This window comes from Amnibacterium sp. (assembly GCF_036559085.1).
Taxonomy (GTDB): domain Bacteria; phylum Actinomycetota; class Actinomycetes; order Actinomycetales; family Microbacteriaceae; genus Amnibacterium.
Window position 1 is genome coordinate 115,309 of the sequence record NZ_DATBTU010000010.1, and the last position, 26,919, is coordinate 142,227.

General features: G+C 71.5%; 28 protein-coding genes. 17 read left to right on the top strand and 11 right to left on the bottom strand.

Annotated elements, in window-relative coordinates:
* Positions 1–27 precede the first annotated feature (27 nt).
* The 8 genes from rapZ (at position 28) to VIG76_RS01405 (ending at position 6,521) form a co-directional block, all read left to right on the top strand.
* A complete protein-coding gene (rapZ, locus tag VIG76_RS01370; RefSeq protein ID WP_331950235.1) occupies positions 28–936 on the top strand; it encodes an RNase adapter RapZ in 909 nt (302 codons plus the stop codon).
* Positions 937–1,030: 94 nt separating this feature from the next.
* Positions 1,031–2,008, top strand: coding sequence for a DNA-binding protein WhiA (gene whiA, locus VIG76_RS01375; RefSeq protein WP_331950237.1), 978 nt, complete (start codon positions 1,031–1,033; stop codon positions 2,006–2,008).
* Positions 2,009–2,120: 112 nt separating this feature from the next.
* The gene (locus tag VIG76_RS01380) at positions 2,121–2,747 is read left to right on the top strand and encodes a superoxide dismutase (protein ID WP_331950239.1); all 627 of its coding nucleotides are present in this window, start codon (positions 2,121–2,123) and stop codon (positions 2,745–2,747) included.
* A gap of 68 nt (positions 2,748–2,815) precedes the next feature.
* On the top strand, positions 2,816–3,820 hold the full coding sequence (gap, locus tag VIG76_RS01385) for a type I glyceraldehyde-3-phosphate dehydrogenase (protein WP_331950241.1): 1,005 nt from the start codon (positions 2,816–2,818) through the stop codon (positions 3,818–3,820).
* Positions 3,821–3,824: 4 nt separating this feature from the next.
* Entirely contained in the window at positions 3,825–5,009 is a 1,185-nt protein-coding gene (locus VIG76_RS01390; RefSeq protein ID WP_331950243.1) for a phosphoglycerate kinase, read from the top strand.
* Complete coding sequence (gene tpiA, locus VIG76_RS01395; RefSeq protein ID WP_331950245.1) at positions 5,006–5,788, top strand: triose-phosphate isomerase; 783 nt, start codon at positions 5,006–5,008, stop codon at positions 5,786–5,788. Before VIG76_RS01390 ends, tpiA begins: the two co-directional genes overlap by 4 nt.
* Before the next feature lie 84 nt (positions 5,789–5,872).
* Complete coding sequence (gene secG, locus VIG76_RS01400; RefSeq protein WP_331950247.1) at positions 5,873–6,124, top strand: preprotein translocase subunit SecG; 252 nt, start codon at positions 5,873–5,875, stop codon at positions 6,122–6,124.
* Between the two features lie 28 nt (positions 6,125–6,152).
* Complete coding sequence (locus tag VIG76_RS01405) at positions 6,153–6,521, top strand: RNA polymerase-binding protein RbpA (protein ID WP_331950249.1); 369 nt, start codon at positions 6,153–6,155, stop codon at positions 6,519–6,521.
* 114 nt (positions 6,522–6,635) lie between these two features.
* On the opposite strand, the gene pgl is transcribed toward VIG76_RS01405, so the two are convergent.
* From pgl to tkt, 6 genes are read right to left on the bottom strand one after another with little or no spacing between them, the layout of a single operon-like run.
* Positions 6,636–7,406, bottom strand: coding sequence for a 6-phosphogluconolactonase (gene pgl / locus VIG76_RS01410; protein WP_331950251.1), 771 nt, complete (start codon positions 7,404–7,406; stop codon positions 6,636–6,638).
* Positions 7,403–8,359 (bottom strand): glucose-6-phosphate dehydrogenase assembly protein OpcA, encoded by a 957-nt coding sequence (locus VIG76_RS01415; RefSeq protein WP_331950253.1) that lies wholly within the window; start codon positions 8,357–8,359, stop codon positions 7,403–7,405. Before VIG76_RS01415 ends, pgl begins: the two co-directional genes overlap by 4 nt.
* Entirely contained in the window at positions 8,356–9,903 is a 1,548-nt protein-coding gene (gene zwf / locus VIG76_RS01420) for a glucose-6-phosphate dehydrogenase (protein ID WP_331950255.1), read from the bottom strand. Before zwf ends, VIG76_RS01415 begins: the two co-directional genes overlap by 4 nt.
* Positions 9,900–10,958: a hypothetical protein gene (locus tag VIG76_RS01425; protein WP_331950257.1), complete on the bottom strand. Its 1,059-nt coding sequence runs from the start codon at positions 10,956–10,958 to the stop codon at positions 9,900–9,902. Before VIG76_RS01425 ends, zwf begins: the two co-directional genes overlap by 4 nt.
* Complete coding sequence (gene tal, locus VIG76_RS01430; RefSeq protein WP_331950259.1) at positions 10,955–12,085, bottom strand: transaldolase; 1,131 nt, start codon at positions 12,083–12,085, stop codon at positions 10,955–10,957. The genes VIG76_RS01425 and tal overlap by 4 nt, the downstream gene beginning before the upstream one ends.
* A 31-nt stretch (positions 12,086–12,116) precedes the next feature.
* Entirely contained in the window at positions 12,117–14,234 is a 2,118-nt protein-coding gene (tkt, locus tag VIG76_RS01435; protein WP_331950261.1) for a transketolase, read from the bottom strand.
* Between the two features lie 222 nt (positions 14,235–14,456).
* Here tkt and VIG76_RS01440 point away from each other — a divergent pair, with 222 nt between their 5' ends.
* Positions 14,457–15,320, top strand: a complete 864-nt coding sequence (locus VIG76_RS01440; protein ID WP_331950307.1) for a heme o synthase — start codon at positions 14,457–14,459, stop codon at positions 15,318–15,320.
* 115 nt (positions 15,321–15,435) lie between these two features.
* Here the strand turns inward: VIG76_RS01440 and VIG76_RS01445 are convergent, their stop codons facing one another.
* Entirely contained in the window at positions 15,436–16,395 is a 960-nt protein-coding gene (locus VIG76_RS01445; protein WP_331950263.1) for a COX15/CtaA family protein, read from the bottom strand.
* A gap of 221 nt (positions 16,396–16,616) precedes the next feature.
* Here VIG76_RS01445 and sufB point away from each other — a divergent pair, with 221 nt between their 5' ends.
* The 5 genes from sufB to VIG76_RS01470 are packed head-to-tail and all read left to right on the top strand — an operon-like array spanning position 16,617 to position 20,835.
* Positions 16,617–18,035, top strand: coding sequence for a Fe-S cluster assembly protein SufB (sufB, locus tag VIG76_RS01450; RefSeq protein WP_331950265.1), 1,419 nt, complete (start codon positions 16,617–16,619; stop codon positions 18,033–18,035).
* Positions 18,036–18,049: 14 nt separating this feature from the next.
* Positions 18,050–19,372: a Fe-S cluster assembly protein SufD gene (gene sufD, locus VIG76_RS01455; protein ID WP_331950267.1), complete on the top strand. Its 1,323-nt coding sequence runs from the start codon at positions 18,050–18,052 to the stop codon at positions 19,370–19,372.
* A complete protein-coding gene (locus VIG76_RS01460; RefSeq protein WP_331950269.1) occupies positions 19,369–19,710 on the top strand; it encodes a non-heme iron oxygenase ferredoxin subunit in 342 nt (113 codons plus the stop codon). Before sufD ends, VIG76_RS01460 begins: the two co-directional genes overlap by 4 nt.
* A 31-nt stretch (positions 19,711–19,741) precedes the next feature.
* On the top strand, positions 19,742–20,506 hold the full coding sequence (gene sufC / locus VIG76_RS01465; RefSeq protein WP_331950271.1) for a Fe-S cluster assembly ATPase SufC: 765 nt from the start codon (positions 19,742–19,744) through the stop codon (positions 20,504–20,506).
* Positions 20,503–20,835, top strand: coding sequence for a metal-sulfur cluster assembly factor (locus VIG76_RS01470; RefSeq protein WP_331950273.1), 333 nt, complete (start codon positions 20,503–20,505; stop codon positions 20,833–20,835). The genes sufC and VIG76_RS01470 overlap by 4 nt, the downstream gene beginning before the upstream one ends.
* 65 nt (positions 20,836–20,900) lie before the next feature.
* Here VIG76_RS01470 and VIG76_RS01475 read toward each other — a convergent pair whose 3' ends face one another.
* Positions 20,901–21,497 (bottom strand): biotin transporter BioY, encoded by a 597-nt coding sequence (locus tag VIG76_RS01475; RefSeq protein ID WP_331950275.1) that lies wholly within the window; start codon positions 21,495–21,497, stop codon positions 20,901–20,903.
* 113 nt (positions 21,498–21,610) lie between these two features.
* Between VIG76_RS01475 and VIG76_RS01480 the strand changes: the two genes are divergently transcribed.
* A complete protein-coding gene (locus VIG76_RS01480; protein WP_331950277.1) occupies positions 21,611–23,209 on the top strand; it encodes an ABC-F family ATP-binding cassette domain-containing protein in 1,599 nt (532 codons plus the stop codon).
* A 7-nt stretch (positions 23,210–23,216) separates the two neighbouring features.
* On the opposite strand, the gene VIG76_RS01485 is transcribed toward VIG76_RS01480, so the two are convergent.
* From VIG76_RS01485 to VIG76_RS01495, 3 genes are read right to left on the bottom strand one after another with little or no spacing between them, the layout of a single operon-like run.
* Positions 23,217–24,068, bottom strand: a complete 852-nt coding sequence (locus VIG76_RS01485) for an SURF1 family cytochrome oxidase biogenesis protein (RefSeq protein WP_331950279.1) — start codon at positions 24,066–24,068, stop codon at positions 23,217–23,219.
* Between the two features lie 3 nt (positions 24,069–24,071).
* Positions 24,072–24,278, bottom strand: a complete 207-nt coding sequence (locus VIG76_RS01490; RefSeq protein ID WP_331950281.1) for a hypothetical protein — start codon at positions 24,276–24,278, stop codon at positions 24,072–24,074.
* Positions 24,275–24,592: a DUF3099 domain-containing protein gene (locus tag VIG76_RS01495; protein ID WP_414640593.1), complete on the bottom strand. Its 318-nt coding sequence runs from the start codon at positions 24,590–24,592 to the stop codon at positions 24,275–24,277. Before VIG76_RS01495 ends, VIG76_RS01490 begins: the two co-directional genes overlap by 4 nt.
* An 84-nt stretch (positions 24,593–24,676) precedes the next feature.
* On the opposite strand from VIG76_RS01495, the gene VIG76_RS01500 reads away from it, so the two are divergent.
* Complete coding sequence (locus VIG76_RS01500; protein WP_331950283.1) at positions 24,677–25,384, top strand: beta-ketoacyl-ACP reductase; 708 nt, start codon at positions 24,677–24,679, stop codon at positions 25,382–25,384.
* Between the two features lie 299 nt (positions 25,385–25,683).
* Positions 25,684–26,919: HNH endonuclease signature motif containing protein (locus VIG76_RS01505; RefSeq protein ID WP_331950285.1), on the top strand; the 1,236-nt coding region annotated here is incomplete at its 3' end.

Sequence of the window (26,919 nt, forward strand, 5' to 3'; positions counted from 1 at the left end):
TCCCCCTCTCCCCAGGAGTCACGCTGCATGACGGACGGCATCACGTCCGAGGCCGGCACCACGGTGTCCGCCTCGCCCGCGAACCAGTCCGTCCTGGTCGTCACGGGGATGTCCGGGGCGGGCCGGTCGACCGTCGGCAACGCCCTCGAGGACCTCGGCTGGTACGTCGTCGACAACCTCCCGCCGCAGATGCTGCGGCCCCTGCTCGACCTCGCGGGCCACTCCGGTGACCGGCTGTCCCGCGTCGCCGTCGTCGTCGACGTGCGCGGCGGGCAGCTGCTCTCCGAGCTGAACGCCCCGGGTCCAGGGGGAGTGCGACCGCAGCTGAAGCTGCTCTTCCTCGAGGCGAACGACGCCGCGCTCGTGCGCCGGTTCGAGGCCGTGCGCCGGCCCCATCCGATGCAGGGCACCGGCACCCTGCTCGACGGGATCACCGCGGAGCGGGCACTGACCCTCGCGGTGCGCGAGCAGAGCGACATCATCATCGACACCTCCGAGCTGAACATCCACCAGCTCGCATCGGCGATCAACGACCTGTTCTCCGACGACGAGCGGCCGGGCGTCCGGGTGACGCTCACGAGCTTCGGGTTCAAGTACGGCGTGCCGACGGATGCGGACATGGTCGCGGACGCCCGGTTCCTGCCGAACCCGTTCTGGCTGCCGGAGCTGCGGCCCCTGACGGGCAAGGACGAGCAGGTGCGCGACTACGTGCTCGGGCAGCCGGGCGCCCTCGAGTTCGTGGAGCGGTACGCGGACGCGCTGGCGCCCGTGCTCGCCGGCTACCAGCGGGAGAACAAGAGCCACGCGACCATCGCGGTGGGCTGCACGGGCGGCAAGCACCGCTCGGTCGCGGTCGTCGAACGGCTCGCGACGCTGATCGCCGGACAGCCCGGCGTGGTCGTCAGCGTGAAGCACCGGGACCTGGGCCGCGAGTAGCGCGGTGTGCGGCACCCCTCGGGCGGTGCGAGACTGGACGGGCGTCGCCGGCTAGGGAAGACGGCGACGCGGGGGAAGAACGGGGAGAAGCGCATTGGCTCTGACCGCCGAGGTGAAGGACGAACTCACCCACGTCGAGGTCGGCAAGACCTCAGTCCGCGCGGCGGAGCTCGCGACGATCCTCCGGTTCTCCGGCGGGCTGCATCTGATCTCCGGTCGGATCGCGGTGGAGTCGGAGCTCGACACCCCGCAGCTCGCCCGCCGCGTGCGGCGCGACCTCAGCGAGCTGTACGGCGTTCGCAGCGAGATGACGGTGCTGTCGGCCTCCGGCGTGCGGCGGACCAACCACTACCTCGTCCGCGTCGTCGACGGCGGCGAGACGCTGGCCCGGCAGACGGGTCTGCTCGACGCCCGTCGCCGCCCCATCCGCGGCCTGCCGAACCGGCTCACCACCGGGGCGCCGGATGAGATCGAGGCCGTCTGGCGCGGCGCGTTCCTCGCCCACGGCTCCCTGACCGACCCGGGCCGCTCCGCGGCCCTCGAGGTGACCTGCCCTGGCAACGAGACCGCGATGGCCCTCGTCGGCGCCGCAGGGCGTCTCCAGGTGCCCGCGAAGGCCCGTGAGGTGCGTGGCGTGCACCGCGTCGTCATCCGCGACGGCGAGGCGATCAGCGACATGCTCGGCCACATGGGCGCGAAGCGGAGCGTGCAGAACTGGGAGGACCTCCGGCAGCGCCGCGAGGTCCGCGCCAACACGAACCGCCTCGTGAACTTCGACGACGCGAACCTGCGGCGCAGCGCGCAGGCCGCCGTCGCCGCATGCGCCCGCGTCGAGCGCGCGCTCGAGATCCTCGGCGACTCGACGCCCGAGCACCTCCGCTACGCCGGCCGGCTGCGGCTCGACCACCGCGACGCGAGCCTCGACGAGCTCGGCCACCACGCCGACCCGCCCATGACGAAGGACGCGGTCGCCGGCCGCATCCGCCGGCTGCTCGCGCTCGCCGACAAGCGGGCGATGGACGAGGGCATCCCCGGCACCGACGCGAACCTGCCCGCCGACATCGACGCGTAGGCGCCCGCTCGCCACCCTCGCGGCGTCGCGCAGACCGCCCTCTCAGCGCCGGCCAAGGTCTCGCTGGACGAACGGTCCTAGGCTGTCGAACGACCGCCGAGGAGGACCTGACATGGCCGTTTACACACTGCCCGAGCTTCCGTACGACTACAGCGCACTCGAGCCGCACATCAGTGGCCGCATCATGCAGCTGCACCACGACAAGCACCACAACACCTACGTGACGGGCGCGAACACCGCCCTCGACCAGCTCGCCGAGGCCCGCGACAAGGGTGACTTCGCGAACATCAACAAGCACACGCGGGACCTCGCCTTCAACCTCGGCGGCCACGTCAACCACTCCGTCTTCTGGACGAACATGTCCCCGGACGGCGGCGACAAGCCGACCGGGGAGATCGCCGCCGCGATCGACGACTTCTTCGGCTCGTTCGACACCTTCCGCGCGCAGTTCACCGCCGCCGCGCTCGGCGTGCAGGGCTCCGGCTGGGCCGCCCTCGTCTACGACGGCATCGGGCAGCGCCCGCTGATCGTGCAGTTCCACGACCAGCAGCAGGACTTCCCGGTCGGTGTCGTGCCGCTGCTGCTCCTCGACGTGTGGGAGCACGCGTACTACCTCGACTACGCGAACGTCCGCGCCGACTACGTGAAGGCGTTCTGGAACATCGTGAACTGGACGAACGTGGAGCAGCGCTTCACCGCCGCCCGGGGAGGCGCCGCGGGGCTGCTGCTACTGTCGTGAGCGGCCGCGCGCCCGAGGTCGTGCGCTGCGAGTCCTGATATCCGCAACTGCTCCTCGGGAGGACCTTCGTGACCGTCAGAGTCGGGATCAACGGCTTCGGCCGGATCGGCCGCAACTACTTCCGGGCCGCGCTGTCGAAGGGCAGCGACCTGGAGATCGTCGCCGTCAACGACCTCACCGACAACCGAGCGCTCGCGCACCTGCTGAAGTACGACTCCACCGCGGGCCGGCTGCAGCAGTCCGTGGAGCTCGACGGCGACAGCATCGTCATCGACGGCAAGCCGGTGCAGGTGCTCGAGCAGCGCGACCCGGCCGCCCTCGGCTGGGGCGACCTCGGCGTCGACATCGTCATCGAGTCGACCGGACGGTTCACGAAGGCTCAGGACGCGCGCAAGCACATCGAGGCCGGCGCGAAGAAGGTCATCATCTCCGCGCCCGCCTCGGGTGAGGACGGCACGTTCGTGATGGGTGTCAACGAGGGGTCCTACGACCCCGAGACGATGCACATCCTCTCGAACGCCTCGTGCACCACGAACTGCCTCGCGCCGCTCGCCAAGGTCTTCAACGACGCGTTCGGCATCGAGAACGGGCTGATGACGACGGTGCACGCGTACACCGCCGACCAGAACCTGCAGGACGGCCCGCACAGCGACCTCCGCCGCGCCCGCGCTGCCGCGCTCAGCATCATCCCGACCTCGACCGGTGCGGCGAAGGCCATCGGCCTGGTCCTGCCCGAGCTGAAGGGCAAGCTGGACGGCTTCGCCCTCCGCGTGCCGGTGCCCGTCGGCTCGATCACGGACCTCACCGTGACCTCGAGCCGCACGGTGAGCGTCGACGAGGTGCTCGCCGCCTACCGGGAGGCCGCGGACGGCCCCATGAAGGGGATCCTCAAGTACGTCGACGAGCCCATCGTGTCGGCCGACATCGTGGGCGATCCGCACTCCTCGCTCTTCGACGCCGAGCTCACCCGCGTGATCGGCAACCAGGTGAAGCTCTCGTCCTGGTACGACAACGAGTGGGGCTACTCGAACCGCCTCGTCGACCTCACCGACTACGTCGCCGCCCGGCTCTGAACCGGTGACGCTGCGCACCCTCGACACGCTCGGGTCGCTCGCGGGACGACGCGTCGTCGTCCGGTGCGACCTGAACGTGCCGTTGAAGGACGGGACGATCACCGACGACGGCCGCATCCGCGCCTCGCTGCCGACGCTGAACCGGCTGCTCGACGCCGGCGCGACCGTCACCGTGGTCTCGCACCTCGGCCGCCCCGACGGCGCTCCGGACGAGCGCTACAGCCTCCGGCCGGTCGCGGCGCGGCTCGGTGAGCTGCTCGGGCGCGAGGTCGGCTTCGGGCCGGAGGCCGCCGGCGACGTGGTCGTGCGGGAGAACCTGCGGTTCGATCCGCGGGAGACGTCGAAGGACGCGGGCGAGCGGCGTGCGTACGCCGAGGAGATCGCGGCCGGCGCCGACGCGTTCGTGTCCGACGGCTTCGGCGTCGTGCACCGCAAGCAGGCGAGCGTCTACGAGCTCGCCCAGGTGCTGCCGAGCGCGGCGGGTCTGCTGATCGCGGGGGAGCTCGGCGTGCTCGAGCGCCTCACCCGGGACCCGGCGAAGCCGTACACGGTCGTGCTCGGCGGATCGAAGGTGAGCGACAAGCTCGGGGTCATCGACCACCTGCTGCCGCGCGTCGACTCGCTGCTCATCGGCGGCGGGATGCTCTTCACGTTCCTCGCCGCCGCCGGCCACCCGGTCGGGAAGAGCCTCCTGGAGGCGGACCAGATCCCCGTCGTCCGGGACTACCTCACGCGCGCCGAGCAGCTCGGCGTGCGGATCGTCGTGCCGACCGATGTCGTGGTGGCCGCGGCCTTCGCCGCCGACGCGGATCACGAGACGGTCGCGGCGGACGCGATCGAGTCGACCCGGTTCGGCGCCGACGCGATCGGGCTGGACATCGGCCCCGACACCGCCGAGTCGTTCGCTCGCGCGATCACGGGCTCGCGGACCGTCTTCTGGAACGGCCCGATGGGCGTCTTCGAGTTCCCGGTCTTCGCCGCCGGCACGAAGCGCGTCGCCGAGGCCCTCACCGAGGTCGACGGGCTCTCGGTCGTCGGCGGCGGCGACTCCGCCGCTGCGGTGCGCACGCTCGGCTTCGGCGAGGACCGGTTCGGCCACATCTCGACGGGCGGCGGCGCGAGCCTCGAGTTCCTCGAGGGCAAGCGGCTGCCGGGCCTCGAGGTGCTCGGCTGGGAGGCGGAGTCATGACGCGCAGACCGTTCATCGCCGGCAACTGGAAGATGAACCTCGACCACCTCCAGGCCATCGCGCTCGTGCAGAAGCTCGCGTGGACCCTGAAGGACGCGGGCTACGACGCGAAGGGCGTCGAGGTCGCGGTCTTCCCGCCGTTCACCGACCTGCGCAGCGTGCAGACGCTGATCTCGGCCGAGAGGTTCACGCTCGAGCTCGGTGCGCAGGACGTCTCGCCGCACGAGTCGGGGGCGCACACGGGCGACGTGTCCGCCGCGATGCTCGCGAAGCTCGACGCGCGTTACGTGATCATCGGGCACTCCGAACGCCGAGCCGACCACCATGAGGACGACGCCCTGGTGAACGCCAAGGTGCGCGCCGCCCTGCAGCACGGCCTCGTGCCCGTGCTGTGCGTGGGGGAGACGGCCGAGGACCTCGAGCGGCACGGCGCCAGCGCGGTGCCCGTGGGGCAGCTGCGTGCCGCGCTCGACGGCGTGTCCGCCGACGCGGAGCTCGTCGTCGCCTACGAGCCCGTCTGGGCGATCGGCTCCGGCAAGGCGGCGACGGCCGAGACCGCGCAGGAGGTCGGTGCGGCGCTCCGCGGCGCGCTGCGTGAGGTCCTCGGCGACGCGGCGGCCGAGCGCACCAGGATCCTCTACGGCGGGTCGGTGAAGAGCGGCAACATCGCGGGCTTCCTGCGGATGCCCGACGTCGACGGCGCGCTCGTCGGCGGCGCGAGCCTCGATCCCGCCGAGTTCGCCGCGATCGCCCAGTTCCCCAAGCACGTCGGCGTCTGAGGCCGACCCACCCGTGCGCCGCGCGAGCGGCCGGTTATACTTGCCGTCGCTGGATTCTCGCTGCGAACGGTGGAAGGAGGAGGGATGGCGATCCTCGAAGTCGTGATCTACGTGGTGCTCGGCATCACCAGCCTGCTGCTGACCCTGCTCATCCTGCTGCACCGCGGTCGCGGCGGCGGCCTCTCCGACATGTTCGGTGGCGGCGTCACGTCGAGCCTCGGCGCGTCCGGCGTGGCGGAGCGCAACCTCAACCGGATCACCGTGATCCTCGGAGTGATCTGGTTCGCCTGCGTCATCGTCATCGGCCTGATCACCCGGTTCACCACGGGCGCCTGAGCGTCCCGCAACCCGAAGCGAGCAACTCATGGCATCAGGCGGCAGCGCCATCCGCGGCTCCCGAGTGGGCGCCGGTCCGATGGGCGAGCAGGATCACGGTCACCACGCGGAGCGCATCGCGGTCTCGTACTGGGACGCGCTCGGCAACGAGACCGTCCGCTACTTCGCGGCGAACCTGCCCGCGGACGAGATCCCCACGACCATCGACTCGCCCTCGAGCGGCCTGCCGGCCGGTCGCGACCGGGCCAACCCGCCCGCCGTCGCGAAGACCGAGCCGTACAAGACGCACCTCGCCTACGTGAAGGAGCGCCGCACCGACGAGGAGGCGGCCCAGCTCCTCGAGGAGGCGCTGAAGCAGCTCCGCATCCGTCGCGGGAAGATCCCTGCCGACAGCTGATCGCTCCGCATTCGGGACGCGGCACGGGCTCGACCCTTCCCTGTCGCACGGCCGCCACGCCGCATTCGCGGCGCGTCGGAACCGGCTCCAGGGGCCCCGCGCGTTCCGAACGCGTCAGTACGACTGGGCGATGAGGTTCTGCGGGACGTTCTTGGCAGCCGCCTCGTCGACGAAGAACACGGTGCGCTTGCGGCCCTGGACACCGGCCACCGGCACCTCGTCCTCGCTCGCTCCCGCGAGCGCGAGCCCGAGGGCGGTCGCCTTCTCGGCGCCGGCGGCGACCATCCAGACCCGGTGCGACGTGTTGATCGCCGGCAGGGTGAGGCTCAGGCGGTCGGGCGGCGGCTTCGGTGCGTTGCGGACCGGGATGACGGTGGTGGACGTGGTGTTCGCTCCGGGCCGTTCGGGGAACAGCGAGGCGATGTGCCCGTCGGGTCCCACACCGAGGAACGTGATGTCGAAGCGCGGCATCGTGCTGCCCTCGGGAGCGTGCTGCTGCAGCACCTCCGCGTAGGCGGCGGCGGCGCGCTCGATGTCCTCGATCTCGTCGGAGGCCGGGAACGGATGGATGTTCGCCTCGGGGACGCCGATGTGGTCGAGGAGCGCCTCGCGGGCCTGCACCTCGTTGCGCTCGGGGTCGTGCTTCGGTACGAAGCGCTCGTCGCCCCACCAGAAGTGCACCCGGCTCCAGTCGATGGTGGTGCGCATCCCGGAGGTCGCGACCGCCCGCTGGGTGCCGGCACCGACCGTGCCGCCCGTGAGGGCGACGTTGACCGTGTCGAACTCGTCCATCAGGTCGACGAGCTTGGTGAGGAAACGCGCCGCCACCGCAGCGGTGAGCGCGTCGACGTCGGGGTGGACGAGCACCCGTCTCTCGTTGGTCACGGTCCTCCAGTTCCGGTCGCCGCCTGCCCCGCGAGTGCCGGGAGGCCCTCGGTGAGCACCTGGCCGAACAGGTCGTCCGGGTCGAGGCGGCGCAGCTCCTCCGCCAGGCAGTCTCGCAGACTGCGCCTGGGCAGCGAGACCTGATGTGTCGGCTGCCCGGGCTGCAGCAGCGTGGCGATGTTCGGCACGGTGCGCTCCAGGTCGATGTCGCCGCCCGCGCGGGTGAGCCGCACCCCGTGGATGCCGCTCGAGCCGGTCGACCGGTCCGACAGCACGATGGTCACCGGCACGCGGAGCTGCAGCCCGAGCCAGGCGCCGAGCAGCTCGGTGGACGGGGAGTCGGCGGCGCCCGAGACCTCGACCGCCTCGACCGTCTCGAACGGCGGCTGGTCGAGCACGGCGGCGAGGATGGCGCGCCAGAGGGTGAGCCGGGTCCAGGCGAAGTCGGAGTCCCCGGGGCGGTAGGTGCGGGCGAGGTGGAGCAACGCCGCCTGCGGGTCGTCCTGGGTCGAGGCGTCGGTGATCCGACGCTGCGCGATGCGGCCGATGGGGGAGTCGCTGACCCGGTCGGGCGCCTCGCCCGGCCACCACGCCACGACGGGCGCGTCGGGTAGGAGCATGCCGGTGATCAGGCCTTCCTCGTCCGCGCCGGCCTCGCCGAAGGCCTTCAGCACGACGACCTCGCTGGCGCCCGCGTCGCCGCCGACGCGGATCTGCGCGTCGAGGCGGGGCTCGCCGTCCGTGGTGTCGGGCCGGCTGACGACGATGACGCGCATCGGGTGCTCGCGGGAGGCGTCGTTCGCTGCCTCGATGGCCTCCTCCTCGGCACCGAGCCGCGTCGCGATGACGAGCGTGAGCACACGGCCGAGCGCGACGGCCCCGCCCTCGGCCCGGATCTTCACGAGCGCCCGCTGCACGCGGGAGGCGGTCGTGTCCGGCAGGTCGACGATCACGGGCGCCTCCAGCTTCGTCCGTCGCGGGTCATCAGGGCCTCGGCGGAGGCGGGCCCCCAGGTGCCCGGCCGGTAGGGCTCGGGCCTGCCGGACTCGGCCCAGAACCGTTCGACCGGGTCGAGGATCATCCAGGACAGCTCGACCTCCTCGTGGCGGGGGAAGAGCGGCGGGTCGCCGAGCAGCACGTCGAGGATGAGTCGCTCGTAGGCCTCTGGGCTCGCCTCGGTGAACGCGTGGCCGTAGCCGAAGTCCATCGTGACGTCACGGACCTGCATCCCGGCCCCCGGCACCTTCGAGCCGAACCGGATCGTCACGCCCTCGTCGGGCTGCACGCGGATGACGAGCGCGTTCTGGCCGAGCAGCGACGTCTGGCTCTCCGCGAAGAGCTGATGCGGCGCCCGCTTGAACATGACCGCGATCTCTGTGACGCGACGCCCGAGCCGCTTGCCTGCACGGAGGTAGAACGGGGCGCCGGCCCAGCGTCGGGTGCCGATCTCGAGCTTCAGCGCCGCGTAGGTCTCGGTGGTGGAGTCGGGCGCCATGCCGTCCTCCTCGAGGAAGCCGAGCACGTGCTCGCCACCCTGCCAGCCGGACGTGTACTGCCCTCGGGCCGTCGCGAGCGACAGGTCCTTCGGGAGGCGCACCGCGGAGAGCACCTTCTCCTTCTCCGCCCGCAGGTGCACGGCGTCGAAGGAGACGGGCTCCTCCATCGCGGTCAGCGCGAGCAGCTGGAGCAGGTGGTTCTGGATGACGTCGCGTGCGGCGCCGATGCCGTCGTAATAGCCGGCGCGGCCGCCGACGCCGATGTCCTCGGCCATCGTGATCTGCACGTGGTCGACGAAGTTCGCGTTCCAGATCGGCTCGAAGAGCATGTTGGCGAAGCGCAGCGCCAGGATGTTCTGGACCGTCTCCTTGCCGAGGTAGTGGTCGATCCGGAAGACGCTGTCCGCCGGGAAGACGCTCTCGACGACGTCGTTGAGCTCGCGCGCCGTCTGCAGGTCCGACCCGAACGGCTTCTCGATGACGACGCGCCGCCACTGGCCCGGCCGCGGATCGGCGAGGCCGGACGCCTTCAGCTGCTCGGTGACCTGCGGGAACGCCTTCGGCGGGATCGACAGGTAGAACGCGTGGTTGCCCATCGTGCCGCGCTCGGCGTCGAGCGCCTCGACCGTCTGCCGCAGGCGGCTGAAGGCCTCGGCGTCGTCGAAGGTGCCCTGGACGAAGCGGATGCCCTGCGCGAGCTGGCGCCAGACGTCCTCGTGGAAGGGCGTGCGCGAGTGCTCCTGCACGGCGTCATGGACGACCTTCGCGAAGTCCTCATCCGCCCAGTCCCGCCGCGCGAACCCGACGAGGGCGAAGCCGGGCGGCAGCAGGCCGCGGTTCGCGAGGTCGTAGACGGCGGGCATGAGCTTCTTGCGGGCGAGGTCGCCGGTCACGCCGAAGATCACGAGGCTCGAGGGTCCTGCGATGCGGTTGAGCCGTCGATCCGTCGCGAGCCGGAGCGGGTTCTCGCCGGGGCCGACGGTCGCCGGTCCTTCCGTCATCGCGGTCCCTCCGAGGGGGTCGACGTGGGCGCTGCCGGTCCGCCGAACGGGTCCACCCCGTGCAGGTGGGCGAGGAGCGCCGCGGTGTACTGGAGGACGAGCAGCAGCTCGCCGAGGGAGCCGCTGATCAGCACCTCGCGCGGACCGGGCCGGCCGTCGTGGGCGTCCGAGACGATCCGGAGCACCGGGAGCTCGGCGGGCTCGGCGGAGTCCGCGGGGATCGCGCGTGCCCGTATCCCCGCGGCGCCGAGCAGGTGCGCCGCCCACCGGTCGTAGCCGACCACGTGGGTGCCGTCCGCCACGACGGCGAGCCCGTCCTGCCCGAGCGCCGCGAGCAGCGCGGCGAGCCGCAGCCCGTTGTTCGAGGGGTCGTCGATCGCGAGGTTCAGCTCCTCCGACTCCGCTTCGTCGAGCAGCTCGGCGAGGTCGGCGCCGGCGAGCCCCGCCGGCACGAGGGCGGCCGCGCTCAACGCGGAGAAGCGGTCGCCGACCGCCGTCGGCGCCGGGAAGACCCGGAGGCGGGCGGCCGTGGCGGCCGACTCGAGCGCCGAACCCGGTTCGGCGACGACGACGATCCGCCGCTCGGCGTCCACACCGGCGGATCGGACAGCCTGCTCGGCGGCCTGGAGCAGCGCCTCCGCCGCGAGGCCGCTCCCCGATGCGTCGGCGAGGACCACGACGGTGTCGGCTGCGGCACCCAGCGCGACGCCGATCGTGTCCGCGTGCGGATCGAGCAGCCTCAGCGCGACGCCCTGCGTCGCCGTGATGGTCGTCGCCGCGAGACCCGTGACCGGGCCGGCCAGCAGCGCGACCCGGGTCGCGCCCGCTCGGCCGAGCTCCGTCCGGAGCGACTCGACCGGGTGCACGAGGCTCCGTCCGTCGGCGACCGCCTCGGTCCAGCCGAGCGCGTTCGTCGCGCCGGCCTCCGCGGCAGGACCCCACAGCGTGGGGTCCTGCACGGTGATGGCCGACGCGGCCCGCTCGTCGACGAGGCGGGCGATCACCCGCCTCGCGGCCTTCTCCGTAGCACCGCCCGCGGCGATGCGGATGCTCACCGGCGCGCTGCGTCGAGGGCGGCGGTGACCGTGTCGGTCAGCTCGTGCCAGGAGGCGATGAACTTCTCCACGCCCTCCTTCTCGAGCAGCGCGGTGACCTCGTCGATGTCGACGCCCACCTTCGCGAGCCCCGCCATCACCTGCTTGGCGTCCTCGTACAGGCCGACGACGGTGTCGCCCTCGACCGTGCCGTGGTCGGCCACGGCCTCGAGCGTCTTCTCCGGCATCGTGTTGACGACGCCGTGGGTGACGAGCTGGGTGACGTAGAGCGTGTCGGGCAGGCTCGGGTCCTTCACACCGGTGGAGGCCCAGAGGGGACGCTGCCGGTTCGCGCCCTTCTCCTGCAGCGCGATCGCGCGCTCGGTGGCGAACCGCTCGACGAAGAGCTCGTAGGCGAGTCGCGCGTTCGCGATCGCCGCCTTGCTCTTCAGGGCGCGGGCCTCGTCGGATCCGACGGCGTCGAGGCGCTTGTCGACCTCGGTGTCCACACGGGAGACGAAGAAGGACGCGACCGAGTGGATGGTCGACAGGTCGATGCCGGCCGCGGCGGCCTTCTCGAGGCCCGCGAAGTAGGCGTCGATCACCGCGGCGTAGCGCTCGAGGCTGAAGATCAGGGTCACGTTGACGCTGATGCCCTCGGCGATGGCGGCGGTGATGGCGGGGAGGCCCTCGACGGTCGCCGGGATCTTGATCATGACGTTCGGCTTGCCGATCGTCGACCAGAGCCGCTTCGCCTCGGCAATCGTGGCGTCGGTGTCGTGCGCGAGCTCGGGGGAGACCTCGATCGAGACGCGGCCGTCGTAGCCGTTGGACCGGTCGTAGACCTCGCGGAAGACGTCCGCCGCGTTGCCGACGTCGGCGGTGGTGATCTCGAAGATCGCCTCCGCCACGTCCTTGCCGGAGGCGGCGATCTCGCGGACCTGCTCGTCGTACGCCTCGCCCTTGGAGAGGGCCGACGCGAAGATCGTCGGGTTCGTCGTGACGCCCACGACGTCGCGCTCGGCGATCAGCTTCTCGAGGCCGTGGCCCTTGATCCGCTCGCGGGAGAGGTCGTCCAGCCAGATGCTCACGCCCGCCGCGGAGAGCGCGGCGGTGGGGGTGTCGGCCTTGGTGTCGGTGATGCTCATGATGAACTCCTTCTTCCTGGTGGAAACCGGTTCAGCGGCCCAGGGATTCCTTCGCGGCGGCGACCGCGTGCTCGGTGGTCAGGCCGTACTTCTCGAACAGCGTCTGGTAGTCGGCGGAGGCGCCGAACGTCTCGACCGAGACGCTGCGGCCGGCGTCGCCGATGTAGCGGCGCCATCCGAGGGAGAGGCCCGCCTCGATCGACACGCGCGCGCGCACCGAGGCCGGCAGCACCGACTCCTTGTACGCATCGTCCTGCTCCTCGAACCACTCGAGGCACGGCGCGGACACGACGCGGGCGTTGATGCCCTCGCCCTTCAGCTGCTCGCGGGCGTCGACCGCGATCTGCAGCTCCGAGCCGGTGCCGATGAGGATCACGTCGGGCGTGCCACCCGGTGCCTCCGCGAAGACGTAGGCGCCCTTCGCGGTGCCCTCCGCCGACGCGTAGGTGTCGCCGTCGGCGGCGCCCGAGCCGCGCTCGAACACGGGGATGTTCTGGCGGGTCAGCGCCAGGCCGGCCGGTCCCTTGCGCCGCTCGAGGATGGTGCGCCACGCGACCGCGGTCTCGTTCGCGTCACCGGGGCGCACGACGTCGAGCTGCGGGATCGCCCGGAGGGCCCAGAGCGTCTCCACCGGCTGGTGGGTCGGGCCGTCCTCGCCGAGGGCGATCGAGTCGTGCGTCCAGACGTAGATGGTGGGCGCCTTCATCAGGGCCGCGAGGCGGACCGAGGGCCGCATGTAGTCGCTGAAGATGAGGAAGGTCGCGCCGAACACGCGGGTGTTGCCGTGCAGCACGATGCCGTTCAGGATCGCGCCCATCGCGTGCTCGCGGATCCCGAAGTGCAGGACGCGTCCGTACGGGTTCGCGTGCCACATCTTCGTGCCGCGCTCGGGCGGCAGGAACGAGTCGGCGCCCTCGATGGTCGTGTTGTTCGACTCGGCGAGGTCCGCGGATCCGCCCCAGAGCTCGGGCATGTGCGGCGCGATCGCGTTGATCACCTTGCCGGAGGCGACGCGCGTGGAGACGGCCTTGCCGGCCGGGAACTCCGGCAGGTCGACGAACGCGTCCTCCGGGAGCCGGTAGTCGATGATGCGGTCGAGCAGCTGCTTGCGCTCCGGGTTCGCCGCCGCCCACTGCTCGAGCCGCTCGTTCCACTCGCGGTGCTGCTCCTGGCCGCGCTCGATCGCCTTGCGGGTGTGCTCGAGCACCTCCGGCGCGACGTCGAAGGTCGTGTCGGGGTCGAAGCCGATCGCGCGCTTCAGGCCCGCGACCTCCTCGTCGCCCATCGCGGAGCCGTGGATCTTGCCCGTGCCCTGCAGCTTCGGCGACGGCCAGCCGATGATCGTGTCGACCACGATGAAGGACGGCTTGTCGGTGACGGACTGCGCCTCGAGGATCGCGGCGTGCAGGGCCTGGACGTCCTCCTTGTAGGAGCCGTCGGGCTGGATGAAGGACACCTCCTGGACATGCCAGCCGAGCGCCCGGTAGCGCGCGGGGGTGTCCTCGGAGAGGGCGATGTTGGTGTCGTCCTCGATCGAGATGCGGTTGCGGTCGTAGAAGACGATCAGGTTGCCGAGCTGCTGGGTGCCGGCGAGGGAGGAGGCCTCGTTGGTGATGCCCTCCTCGATGTCGCCGTCGCTCGCGATGCAGTAGACGAAGTGGTCGAACGGGCTCGTGCCCGGTGCCGCGTCGGGGTCGAACAACCCGCGCTCGAAGCGGGAGGCGTAGGCGAAGCCGACGGAGGAGGCGAAGCCCTGGCCGAGCGGGCCCGTGGTGATCTCGATGCCGTCCGTGTGCCCGTACTCGGGGTGGCCCGGCGTCTTCGAGCCCCACTTCCGGAGCTGCTTCAGGTCCTCGAGCTCGAGTCCGTAGCCGCCCAGGTAGAACTGGATGTACTGCGTCAGGGACGAGTGACCCGCCGACAGGATGAACCGGTCGCGGCCGATCCAGGTGCTGTCGGTCGGGTCGCGGTGCATGACCTTCTGGAACAGCAGGTACGCGAGCGGCGCGAGGCTGATCGCCGTGCCCGGGTGGCCGTTCCCGGCGTTCTGGACGGCATCGGCGGCGAGGACACGGACCGTGTCGACCGCTTTCTCGTCGAGCGGTTCCCACTCGAGCTCGGTCGTGTGCCTCGTGCGGACGTCCGTCACTTGGATCCCCTTCCACCGGGTGGACTTGAGAGCGGGCCGTGCACCAGCCCGGGGGAAGTCTAGGGATTCCTGCCTTGTAAACGACCTGCGGTTCCAGGGGAGGCGGCCGAAGGGCTGGGCTGCGGCCCCGTAGAATCGTTGCCAGTGAGCACGGCAGTCTCGGCTGCCGGCGGCCCGGCGGCCGTCGGCCAGGGCCCATCCAACGCGCCGGGCGGCCGACGTCTGCGTGGCTACATCGCGCTGATGAAGCTGCGTGTCGTCGAGCTGCTGCTCGTGACGACCGTGCCGGTGATGATCCTCGCGGCGCACGGGGTGCCGAACCTGCTCGTCGTGCTCTGCACGCTCGTCGGCGGCACGTTGAGCGCGGGCGCCGCGAACGCGTTCAACATGGTGATCGACCGGGACATCGACCGGGTCATGCACCGCACCCGGCACCGCCCGCTCGTGACGGGTGTGCTCACGCCCCGCCAAGCGGTCGTCTTCGCCTCGGCGCTCACCGTGCTCTCGACGCTGATCCTCGGCTTCGGCGCCACGTGGCTCTCGGCTGTGCTCTCGCTCGCCGCGATTGCGTTCTACGTCTTCATCTACACGATGTGGCTGAAGCGCCGGACGCGTCAGAACATCATCTGGGGCGGCCTCGCCGGCTGCTTCCCGGTGCTGATCGGGTGGGCGGCCGTCACCGGCTCGCTCTCCTGGGGCGCCTGGGTGCTCTTCGCGGTGATCTTCCTCTGGACGCCGCCGCACTACTGGCCGCTGTCGATGCGCTACAAGGACGACTACGCATCCGTGAACGTGCCGATGCTCGGGGCCGTCGCGAGCAACACCAAGGTCGGCCTGCAGACCGTGCTCTACGCCTGGGCCACCTTGGCGTGCTCGCTGCTTCTCGTCCCCGTCGCCCACATGGGGCCGCTCTACACGGTCGTCGCGCTCGTCGCGGGCGGCTGGTTCGTCCTCGAGACGCACCTGCTCTACGCCCGGGCCGTCACCGGTGCCGAGGTCGCCCCGATGCGCGTGTTCCACGCGTCGATCGGGTCGCTGTCGCTGCTCTTCGTCGGCGTCGCGCTCGACCCGCTGCTCTTCCACTGAGCCGATTCCGCCCGGGGCGTGGAGGAACGGGCCACTTCGGACACCATGGGCGTCATCGGACGCCCATCTCGCCCGAAACCGCCCGTCGGCGTGGCCGAGGCCTCCCGGGAGCGAGTCAGGCGGCGGGGACGGGGGCCGCGGGCGACGACGCCGTCACGGGCGCCGGGCGGCGCGAGGCGAGCACCACGGCAGTCGTCGCGGCGGTGAGCACCGCCGCGAGGAAGACGTGCACGACGACCAGGCCCGCGGCCCAGCCGAGCGCCACCTGCGTCACACCGACCACCAGCTGCACCACCTCGACGCCGACGAGGACCGCGACGGGTCGCACCCGTGCGCGGCCGCGGAGCGCGAGGACGAGGAGCACGACGCTCGCGAGCAGCAGCAGCCACGCGGCGGACTCGTGCACCTGCTGCAGCACGACCGGGTCGAGGCCGTTGCGGGGCGCTGTCGCATCGCCCGCGTGCGGGCCGGAGCCCGTCGTGGTCACGCCGAGGGCGACGACGATCGCGGCGAGGACCGCCACGACGCCCGTCATCACGGCGGCGAGCGGCGGGATCGCCCGCACCCGCGGCCCGGGCAGCACCCGGGACCGGTGCACGAACACCGTCATCGCGACCACCAGGGTGAGCGAGAAGAGGAAGTGGGCCGCCACGATCCACGGGTTCAGGTGCGTCAGCACGGTGATGCCACCGATGACGGCCTGCGCGGGGATGCTGAGCAGCTGCGCGAGCGCCAGCCCGAAGAGGTCCTTCCTGGTGCGCCACGAGCGCAGCACCACGGCGAACGCGGCGAGCGCGACGACGACGAGCACGAACGTGAGCAGCCGGTTGCCGAACTCGATGATCCCGTGCACGCCCATCGCCGGCGTGGTCGCGAACGAGGCCGCGGTGCACCGCGGCCAGGTCGGGCAGCCGAGGCCGGAGCCCGTGAGCCGCACCGCGCCGCCGGTGCCGACGAGCAGGATCTCGGCGACGAGCGAGGCCCACGCCGCGATCCGGATCACCGGGGAGGCGACCCGTGGCACGGCGGCGCCCGCCGATCCCTGTGCCGCCTGCGCGTCGAGCCTGACCGTCATGGATGCGTCCTCCGAGGTGCATGTGGGCGGCGGCTAGGATGGGCCGCCGGGTCGAGCGCGACGCCGCCGTGCCGTGGAGCCGCTCATCGGCCTGCAGCCCGCACGGGTGCCGCCCGTCGCCTTCGCACCGGATCATAGGCGCGGTGCGTGAGGCTCCCGGCCGGGAGCCGAGGGAATGCGCCGCCCCCGGATCGGGTTGCCACTGTACGGAGAGGAGCACCGTGACCGATGTGCTGATCGATCGTCCTGAGCTGGAGGGACTCGGTGTCTACGAGTTCGGCTGGTCGGACTCCGACAAAGCCGGTGCCTCCGCGCGACGGGGGATCTCCGCCGACGTCGTCACCGACATCTCCCGCCGCAAGGGTGAGCCGGAGTGGATGCTGAAGAACCGGCTCAAGGGCCTCGCCATGTTCGAGCGCAAGCCCATGCCCACGTGGGGCGCCGACCTCTCGGGCATCGACTTCGACAACATCAAGTACTTCGTGAAGTCCACCGAGCGCCAGGCGCAGACCTGGGAGGACCTCCCCGAGGACATCCGGGCCACCTACGAGAAGCTCGGGATCCCGGAGGCGGAGCGGCAGCGCCTCGTCGGCGGCGTCGCCGCCCAGTACGAGTCCGAGGTCGTGTACCACCAGATCCAGGAGGAGCTGGAGGAGAAGGGTGTCATCTTCATGGACACCGACACGGCCCTCAAGGAGCACCCGGAGTTCTTCACCGAGTACTTCGGCACCGTCATCCCCGCGGGCGACAACAAGTTCGCGTCGCTGAACACCGCGGTGTGGAGCGGCGGCTCCTTCGTCTACGTGCCGAAGGGCGTGCACGTCGACATCCCGCTGCAGGCCTACTTCCGGATCAACACCGAGAACATGGGACAGTTCGAGCGGACGCTGATCATCGCCGACGAGGGCTCCTACGTGCACTACATCGAGGGCTGCACGGCGCCGATCTACAAGAGCGACTCGCTGCACTCGGCGGTCGTCGAGATCGTCGTGAAGAAGAACGCCCGCGTGCGGTACACGACCATCCAGAACTGGTCGAACAACGTCTACAACCTCGTCACGAAGCGGGCCATCGCCCACGAGGGCGCCACGATGGAGTGGATCGACGGCAACATCGGCTCCAAGGTGACGATGAAGTACCCGTCCATCTACCTGGTGGGGGAGCACGCCAAGGGCGAGACGCTCTCCGTCGCCTTCGCGGGCCCCGGCCAGCACCAGGACGCCGGCGCCAAGATGATCCACATGGCGCCGTACACGCAGTCGTCGATCGTCTCGAAGTCGATCGCGCGGGGCGGCGGCCGGGCGGGCTACCGCGGCGAGGTCCGGGTCGACCCGAACGCGCACCACTCCGCGAACACCGTGCGCTGCGACGCGCTGCTCGTCGACACGATCTCCCGGTCGGACACCTACCCGGCCATCGACATCCGCGTCGACGACGTGCAGCTCGGCCACGAGGCCACGGTCTCCAAGGTGAGCGAGGAGCAGCTCTTCTACCTGATGAGCCGCGGCATGCCGGAGGACGAGGCGATGGCGATGATCGTGCGCGGCTTCATCGAGCCGATCGCGAGGGAGCTCCCGATGGAGTACGCGCTCGAGCTGAACAAGCTGATCGAGATGGGCATGGAAGGCAGCGTCGGCTGACCGCCGGAACACGGATGACGAACGAGACCACTGCGACCACGACCACAGGCCTGGCGACGCCGGCCGGCGAGACGAGCGTCGAGGTGACCGGCACGGGCACGCGGCCGGCCATCATCGCGGATGCGACGAGCCGGCACGAGCGATCCGCCGTGCCGGTGCAGACCCGCAACGAGCGCTTCTCCTCCACCGACGTGACCGCGTTCCCGCCCGTCACGGGCCGGGAGGCCGGCTGGAAGCTGACGCCGATCGACCGCCTCGGCGCGCTCATCGAAGGCGAGCTCGACGGCGGCCGGTACCCGATCACCGTGCAGGGTGACGGCGCGTCGACCGTCGGCTGGTCCGACCGGTCGGATGCGCGCATCGGCACCGCCGGCATCCCGGAGGACCGGGCATCCGCGAACGCGTGGTCGCACTTCGGCGAGGCCCTCGACATCCGCATCACGGGTGAGGTGGGCCCCACGGAGCGCCGGGGACCCGGCGCGGCGCGAAGCGACGGGACGGGGCGCTCCGAGGGACCGGTGCACGTGACGGTGCGACGCGACCGCCTCGGCAGCACGCCCCGCGCCGCGCACACGATCATCGACGTCGCCCCGTTCGCGCGGGCCGTCGTCGTGCTCGACAACGCCGGCGAGGCCGTGCTCGCGGAGAACGTCGAGATCCTGGTCGGCGACTCCGCCGAGGTGACCGTCGTCACGCTGCAGGACTGGGCCGACGACGCCAAGCACGTCGCGAACCACTTCGCCCGGGTCGGGCGCGACGCCCGGCTCAAGCACGTGGTGGTCTCCCTCGGCGGCTCCGTCGTGCGGGTGAACCCCGCCGTGACCCTCGCCGGGTCCGGCGCCGACGGCGAGCTGCTCGGCGTCTACTTCGCCGACGCGGGCCAGCACCTCGAGAGCCAGGTCTTCCTGTTCCACCAGGCCGACCACACCAAGGGCCGGGTCGAGTACCGCGGCGCGCTCCAGGGCGACGGCGCGCACACGGTGTGGGTCGGCGACGTGCTGATCGGCCGCGACGCCACCGGCACCGACTCGTACGAGCAGAACCGCAACCTCGTGCTCACCGACGGCACCCGTGCCGACAGCGTCCCGAACCTCGAGATCGAGACCGGCGACATCGCCGGCGCAGGCCACGCCTCCGCGACCGGCCGCTTCGACGACGAGCAGCTCTTCTACCTGCAGGCCCGCGGCATCACCGAGGAGGCCGCCCGTCGCCTCGTCGTCCGCGGGTTCCTCGCCTCGATCGTGCAGAAGATCGGCGTGCCCGAGCTCGAGACGCGACTCCACGACGCCATCGAGGCGGAGCTCGCAGGCCCGAGCCGGTCGGAGCAGTCCCGATGAGCGCGCCCGTCCGCGTCTGCGGCGTCGACGAGCTCGAGGTCGACACCGCCCTGCGCGTCGACGTGGCCGGCACCCCGGTCGCCGTCGTGCAGGACTCGAAGGGCACCATCCACGCCATCGGCGACACCTGCACCCACGGCGACATCTCGCTCGCTGAGGGCTTCGTCGAGGACGAGACCCTCGAGTGCTGGGCGCACGGCTCGAAGTTCTCCCTGACGAGCGGACGCCCGCTCACCCTGCCGGCGTACCAGCCGGTGCCCGTCTTCCGGGTCGTGGTCGAGGGCGGCGACGTGCTCGTCGACCCGACCCCGATCCCCGCCGAGGAACTGCCCGCCTGACGGCGGCGCGACAAGGTAAAGGACTTTCAGCATGTCAACGCTTTCCATCGCCGACCTCCACGTCAGCGTCGAGACCGACCAGGGCACGAAGCAGATCCTGCGCGGCGTCGACCTCACCATCCGCGAGGGCGAGACCCATGCGGTCATGGGCCCGAACGGCTCCGGCAAGTCGACGCTCGCGTACACGATCGCCGGCCACCCGAAGTACCACGTCGAGTCCGGCTCGATCCGGCTGGACGGCGAGGACGTGCTCGCCATGTCCGTCGACCAGCGCGCCCGCGCCGGCCTCTTCCTCGCGATGCAGTACCCGGTCGAGATCCCCGGCGTCACCGTCTCGAACTTCCTCCGCACCGCCAAGACCGCGATCGACGGCGAGGCGCCCGCCATCCGCGGCTGGGTGAAGGATGTCCGCGAGTCGATGAACGCGCTGCGGATGGACCAGGGCTTCGCCGAGCGCAACGTCAACGAGGGCTTCTCAGGCGGCGAGAAGAAGCGCCACGAGATCCTCCAGCTCGAGCTGCTGAAGCCGCGCTTCGCGGTCCTCGACGAGACCGACTCCGGCCTCGACGTGGACGCGCTGAAGATCGTCTCCGAGGGTGTGAACCGGGCGAAGGCGAACACCGGCCTCGGTGTGCTGCTCATCACCCACTACACGCGGATCCTCCGCTACATCACCCCCGACTTCGTGCACGTGTTCGTCGCGGGCCGGGTGGCCGAGGAGGGCGGCCCCGAGCTGGCCGACCGGCTCGAGGACGAGGGCTACGACCGCTACGTCGGCGAGGCGGTCGCTTCATGAGCACCGTGTCGCTCGCGCCGGAGCGGTTCGACGAGATCTCCGAGGCGCTGAAGGACGTCGTCGACCCGGAGCTCGGCGTGAACGTCGTCGACCTCGGCCTCATCTACGACCTCAACTGGGACGACGAGAACGACGCGCTCGTCATCAACATGACCCTGACGTCCGCGGGCTGCCCGCTCACCGATGTGATCGAGGACGAGACCGCCCAGGCCCTCGACGGCCACGTCGAGCGGTTCCGGATCAACTGGGTCTGGATGCCGCCCTGGGGCCCCGACCGGATGACCGACGACGGCCGCGACATGATGCGCGCGATCGGCTTCCAGATCTGACCGTTCCGCAACGCCGAAACGCCCGCTCCCATCGCTGGGAGCGGGCGTTCCTGCTGTTCGGAGGGTTACTTGCTGCGGTCGGCCCGGGCGACGAGGGCCCACGCGCCGCGGAGCAGGAGCGCCGCGATCACGGCCTTGATGATCCCGCCGACGATGAAGGGGTAGAGGCCCCCTGCGAGCGTCTGCGACCAGGTCAGGCCGAGGCTCACCTTGAGCCAGGGCAGGCCGACGAGGAACACGACGACCGAGCCGGCGACGAAGGCGAGCATGCCGCCGACGAACCGGCGCTCCCACCGACGCTGGGCGAGCCAGCCGGTGAGCGCGGCCGCGAGCACGAAGCCGACGATGTATCCGCCGGTCGGCCCGAGCAGCACCGCCGCGCCCGACGTGTGGTCCGAGTAGACGGGCAGGCCGATGAGGCCCGCCAGTGCGTACACGACCATCGACGTCGCGCCGCGGACCGCCCCGAGCGAGGCGCCGACGAGCAGCACCGCGAGCGTCTGCCCGGTGATCGGCACGGGCCAGAGCGGGATCGCGACCTGCGCGAGGCCTGCGGTGAGCGCTGCGCCGGCGAGCACGAGACCGGCGTCCACGGCGAGGGATCGGGGAAGCACCCGGTCGGCGAGGACCGTGCGGCGCGGGGCGAGTGAGAAGGTCGACAACGGCGCTCCTAGGGGCATCACGCGGCGGTCCGCATCCGGACCCTGGACTACACTAGAGGGCTGCTTTCCCGGAGCCCGTCGTGGGCTCCCTCCATCGGAATCGAGGTATCGCTGTGCTCGCCGTGCACGACCTCGAGATCGCCGTCGGCGCCCGCCGGCTCATGGCCGACGTCGAGTTCCGCGTCGGCGACGGCGACAAGGTCGGCCTCGTGGGCCGCAACGGCGCCGGGAAGACCACCCTCACGAAGGTGCTGGCGGGGGAGCTGCAGCCGGCCGCCGGCCGCGTCGAGCGGTCGGGCGAGATCGGCTACCTGCCGCAGGATCCGCGCGCCGGCGACCCCGAGCAGCTGGCCCGCACCCGCATCCTCGACGCCCGCGGGCTCGGCAGCGTGACGCTGCAGATGGCCGAGGCGACCGAGCGGATGGGCTCGAGCGACCCGGCGGTCGCCGAGAAGGCGATCAACCGCTACGCGCGGCTCGAGGAGGAGTTCCTCGCCCGCGGCGGCTACGCCGCGGAGGCCGAGGCGGCCTCGATCGCCTCGAACCTCGCCCTGCCCGACCGGATCCTCGACCAGCAGCTGAAGACCCTCTCGGGCGGCCAGAGGCGCCGCATCGAGCTCGCCCGCATCCTGTTCTCCGACGCGGGCACCCTCATCCTCGACGAGCCGACGAACCACCTCGACGCGGACTCGATCATCTGGCTGCGGGAGTTCCTGAAGCAGTACAAGGGCGGCGCGATCGTGATCAGCCACGACGTCGACCTCGTCGGCGACGTCGTGAACCGCGTCTTCTACCTCGACGCGAACCGCCAGGTGCTCGATGTCTACAACATGGGCTGGCGGCAGTACCTGAAGCAGCGGGAGACCGACGAGCAGCGGCGCAAGCGCGAGCGGCAGAACGCCGAGAAGAAGGCGTCCGCGCTGCAGCTGCAGGCCGCGAAGATGGGCGCGAAGGCCACGAAGGCCGTCGCGGCCCAGAACATGGTCCGCCGCGCCGAGCGGCTCCTCTCCGGGCTCGAGGAGGTCCGCCAGGTGGACCGTGTCGCGAAGCTGCGCTTCCCGGATCCGGCGCCGTCCGGCAAGACGCCGCTCATGGCGTCCGACCTGTCGAAGTCGTACGGCTCCCTCGAGATCTTCTCCGCCGTCGACCTCGCGATCGACCGCGGCTCGAAGGTCGTCGTGCTCGGCCTGAACGGTGCGGGCAAGACCACGCTGCTGCGGATCCTCGCGGGTGTCGACCAGCCCGACACCGGGCAGATCGAGCCCGGCCACGGCCTGCGCATCGGCTACTACGCGCAGGAGCACGAGACCATCGACGTGAAGCGCTCGGTGCTCGAGAACATGCTCTCCGCGGCCCCGAACCTCTCGGCAACCGAGGCGCGACGGGTGCTCGGGTCGTTCCTCTTCACCGGTGACGACGGCGACAAGCCCGCCGGCGTGCTGTCCGGCGGCGAGAAGACGCGGCTCGCGCTCGCGATGCTCGTCGTGTCGGCGGCGAACGTGCTGCTGCTCGACGAGCCGACGAACAACCTCGACCCCGCGAGCCGCGACGAGATCCTCGGCGCGCTCGCCACCTACACGGGTGCGGTCGTGCTCGTCAGCCACGACGAGGGCGCCGTCGAGGCGCTGAACCCCGAGCGCGTGCTGATCATGCCCGACGGCACCGAGGACCACTGGAACCCCGACTACGCGGACCTCATCAGCGTCAGCTGACCAGGCCTCAGCGGTCGAGGAGCGAGTCCTCCGCGGCCTCGTCGGACGGCGCGCGCCTGCTGCGGCGCGCCTCCGCGCGGAGATCGGCCTCGAGGACGTCCGGGTCGCCCGCGTCGCGCAGGCTGCGCCGCACGGACCAGCCGAGCCCGAAGAAGGCGAGCAGCGCGAACAGGATCCATTGGATCGCGTAGGAGAGGTGGGTGCCCTCGTCGTCGCCGAACGAGGGCGGAGCGAGCTGGGCCGGTTTGATCCCGGCCGGCGGGTCCTCGGACACCATCAGGCCGTACGCGCCGGTGTACGTCGGCGCGCCCACCTCCTTCGCGACCGCGTCGAGGTCGATGGACGGGATCTCGCCGGCAGGCGCGCTCCGGCCCGGGATGGCGTGCTCGTTCGCCTGCAGGCGGGCGGTGACCGTCACGCGGCCGGTCTGCGGCGACGGGATCTGATCCGGCCGGTCCTGCTTCGTGCCCACGTTCAGGAACCCGCGGTCGACGACGAAGACGCGTCCGTCGTCGAGGCGCAGCGGGGTGAGGACCTCGAACCCCGGGTTACCGCCGAGCTGCCGGTCCCGGACGAGCAGCTGGTCCTGCACGAGGTAGACGCCGGTCGCCGTCACCTGCCGCCACTGCTGGCCGGGGCGGTACGACGTGAGTCCGTGGAGCACGTCGCCGAGCGGCCGCGGCGCGGCGTCGTAGTTCGCGACGACCAGCGCGTTCGCCTGGGCGGTCTCGGTGCGGCGGGCGAACTGCCACCACGACAGCAGTCCGCAGCCGATGGCGAACGCGATCGCGAGCGCCAGGGGGCGCCGCCAGCGCCCGTCACGGGCGAGGGCGCGCAGCACCGCCGTGATCTGGTGCATCCGCTACGCCTCCGCCACGGCCGCCACCTGCACGGGGAAGTCCCGTGCGGCGAGGAAGTCGGTGAGGAACCCGCGGTGCGCGTCGCAGGCGAGCCACACCTTCGTGCGGGTGGCATCGTGCAGCTTCGGGTTGCGCCACTCGATCCGCCAGACGGCCGGCTGCCGGCAGCCCGCCCTCGAGCAGGTGGCGGCGGCCCCGCCGGAGGTCAAGGCCGGCGTTGCTCGATCGCCAGGGGTGGGACCACTCCGGGGCGCACCGGTTCGGCGGCGCCGCTGGATCCCACGTTCGCGAGCACCACGGCAATGTACGGCAGGATCACCGCGCCCACGCCGAACACGTAGCGCCACCAGTCCGGGATGACGACCAGCAGGATCAGGCAGACGGTGCGGATGCTCATCGCGATCGTGTACTTCCGCATCCTCGACCTGCGGTCGTCATGCGGCGAGCTGCGCAGCGAGGTGGCCGACTGCACGTCGTGCGACGGGCGGCGGTGCAGCGTCGGGACGTGCAGGGAGTGAGCCACAGTGCAGTCAGGCTACGCCCCCACCAGGGGGCGTCAGGTCGGGGTCGATAGGCTCCCGGGAGGTTCACTGGGAAGGGGAGCGGCATGACCGCACGCACCGTGCTCGTCACCGGCGGCAACCGGGGGATCGGGCGCGCGATCGCGCTCGCCTTCGCCGAGACGGGGCACCGTGTGGCCGTCACGAGCCGCGACGGGAAGGGCCCGGACGGGGTGCTCACCGTCCAGGCGGACGTCACGGACGCCGCCTCGATCGACGCCGCGTTCACGGCTGTCGAGGCCGAGCTCGGGCCCGTCGAGGTGGTCGTCGCGAATGCCGGGATCACCCGCGACACCCTGCTGATGCGGATGTCCGAGGACGACTTCGACGCCGTCGTCGCCACGAACCTCGGGGGCGCGTTCCGCGTCGTCAAGCGCGCCTCGAAGGGCATGCTGCGCGCGCGGTTCGGCCGGGTCGTGCTGATCTCGAGCGTCGTCGGGCTGCTCGGCTCCGCCGGCCAGGTGAACTACGCGGCGTCGAAGGCCGCGCTCATCGGCTTCGCACGGTCGCTCACCCGCGAGCTCGGCGGCCGCGGCATCACGGCGAACGTCGTCGCCCCCGGCTTCATCGAGACCGACATGACCGCCGCGCTTCCCGAGGAGACGCAGCAGGAGTACAAGGGCCGCATCCCGGCCGCGCGGTTCGGCTCCGTCGAGGAGGTCGCCGCCGCCGTGCTCTGGCTCGCGGGCGACGACGCCGGCTACATCTCGGGAGCCGTCATCCCGGTCGACGGCGGCCTCGGCATGGGGCACTGACCGCGGCCCTCACCTCCCGACCCGACGAGGGCCGTTGTCCCGCGCGGGTTGCCACTGGTGGTGACTTCTCGGGCCGGGAAGTCGCCACGAGTGGCAACCCTCGAGGGGTCGGATGAGGTGGGGTCGGCAGGCGGGCGGCGCGCCGACGAGGTATCCATAGATCTCCTGGTCGGAGGCTAGGGAGTGTCGTACCCCTGTGGTGCAATGCAGGCATGGAAGCAGCGGCGACGACACGGGCGGCGCTGGCTGCTGCGCTCGCTGCGACGCCCCGCTTCCGGACCTGCTCCGATGATGAGCTGGTGGCGGAGACGGAGGCGTGGGAGGCCCTCGGCCGGCTCGTCGACGCCCGCCGGATCGCTGTCGCGGCGGAGATCGAGATGCGCTCGGCGCCGGCCCGCGGTGACCAAGGTCTCGCGTTCACCCGTGGGCGGAAGGACGGCGCGGACCTGATCGCGGATCTCGCGCGGGTCGGCTTGCGGGAGGCGAAGCGGCGGATCGGGCTCGGTATGGCGCTGCAGCCGCGGCTCACCCTCGCCGGCGAGGAGGTGCCCGGCCGGTACCCCGAGCTCGCGGCCGCGGTGCAGGCGGGCGAGGTGGGGCTCGAGCCGGCGCGGATCATCGTCGAGACGTTGCAGTCGGTCCGGCGGCGGGCGGATCGCGAGCAGCTGCCGGTCGCCGAGGCGGCGCTCACCGAGGTGGCCTGCGAGGTCGGTCCCGAGCTGGTCCGGATCCATGCCGACACGTGGCGTGCCTACCTCGACCCCGACGGCGCGGAGCCGGATGAGGACGAGCAGCACCGCAAGCGCTCCTTCACCCTCGGCCGCGAAGGGCTCGACGGGATGACCCCGTTCCGCGGCCTCGCCGCCGCCGAGGACGCCGCCGTCATCCGCGCCGCGTTGCACAGCGTCCGCCGCGGCGTGCACTGGCAACGCGAGGACTGCGACGAGACCGAGGACCTCGAGTCCGGCTGGCGGGAGACCGAGGGCGAACGGCGCAGCAAAGCCCAGTTCGACTTCGACACGGTTCTGGCGCTGCTGAAGGCCGGGATGACGGCATCCGACGACGCCAAAGCCGGCCCCACCAAGCCCGGCCACGAAGTCATCGTCACCACCACCCTCGCCGACCTCCAAGCCGGGCGCGGCTGCGGCAGCATCGACGGCATCGGCGCGCGGATCTCGATCCCGTCCGTCGAGCGCCTCACCTGCGGCGGCGGCATCCGCCTGCTCGTCACCGGGGAGGCAGGCGAACCCCTCGTCCTCGGCCGGACCGAACGGCTCTTCACCGCCGCCCAACGAAAGACCCTTGTCGTCCGGTACGGCGGATGCGCCTACCCCGGCTGCACCGCCCCGGCCGCCTGGACGGAGGCGCACCACATCCAGTGGTGGCACCGCGACGACGGCGGCACCGACGTGCTCAACGGGGTGCTCCTCTGCGCCTTCCACCACCACCTCGTCCACGCCAAGACGTTCCAGCACGAGATCCGGGTCCACAACGGCTTCCCACACCTCGTCCCCAAACGCTGGAACGGCCCACCC